The sequence below is a fragment of the Candidatus Skiveiella danica genome (genome assembly GCF_022705245.1).
Taxonomy (GTDB): Bacteria; Pseudomonadota; Gammaproteobacteria; order Burkholderiales; family Burkholderiaceae_C; genus Skiveiella; species Skiveiella danica.
Genome location: NZ_JAKJEW010000156.1, coordinates 1 through 285, shown reverse-complemented (window position 1 = coordinate 285; position 285 = coordinate 1). Strand labels below are relative to the sequence as shown.

General features: G+C 69.5%; 1 protein-coding gene. It reads right to left on the bottom strand.

Annotated elements, in window-relative coordinates; translation table 11 throughout:
- Positions 1-277: aminotransferase class IV (locus ACMUOY_RS20670; RefSeq protein WP_413894586.1), on the bottom strand; the 277-nt coding region annotated here is incomplete at its 3' end.
- Positions 278-285 lie beyond the last annotated feature (8 nt).

Sequence of the window (285 nt, the reverse complement as noted above, 5' to 3'; positions counted from 1 at the left end):
CGATGTAGACCAGCTGGTCGTCGGCCGGCTGGGCGGCCACCAGTTCACGCACCAGCGCCAGCCAGCCGTCGCGGCTGTGCGGGTTGGGGATGCGCAGCTTGTCCAGGCTGCGCGCCAGGCGGGCCATGTGTTCGTCGAAGCGGAAGCAGCGCCGGCCGTAGACCGGGATCACCTCGTAGATGCCGTCGCCAAAGATGAAGCCCCGGTCCAGCACCGAGATCTTGGCGTCGCGCAGGGGCAGCGTTTCGCCGTTCAGGTGGCACAGGGTGTCGGGCAGGGCGGTGG